The following is a 206-nucleotide window of genomic DNA, read 5'->3' as shown; positions in this document are numbered from 1 at the left end:
CTGGCCGCGGCCGTGCGCCGGGCCGAGGACCTCGATGCACCGCTCTCCGGTGCGCTCGCGGCACAGCGCGACCGACGTGAATCGGCGGAGCAGGCCCTGGCTGCCCTCCACGAATCCGATGCCGCTATGGCAGCTGGGTACGAGCAGCTGGGCAGGCTCGGTCACCTGGCCCGGTCGGCTCCCGCGGAGTCGGCACGGTTGACGAC

At 73.3% G+C, this 206-nt stretch carries 1 protein-coding gene; it reads left to right on the top strand.

Annotated features, from left to right (window positions below; all coding sequences use genetic code 11):
- The coding region (locus QM588_RS25720; RefSeq protein WP_283317449.1) for a hypothetical protein at nucleotides 1-206 on the top strand (206 nt) is incomplete at both ends.

It is taken from the genome of Rhodococcus sp. IEGM 1354, from assembly GCF_030056855.1.
In the GTDB taxonomy this organism is placed as follows: Bacteria; Actinomycetota; Actinomycetes; order Mycobacteriales; family Mycobacteriaceae; genus Rhodococcoides.
This window is presented reverse-complemented; position numbering and strand designations above follow the sequence as displayed.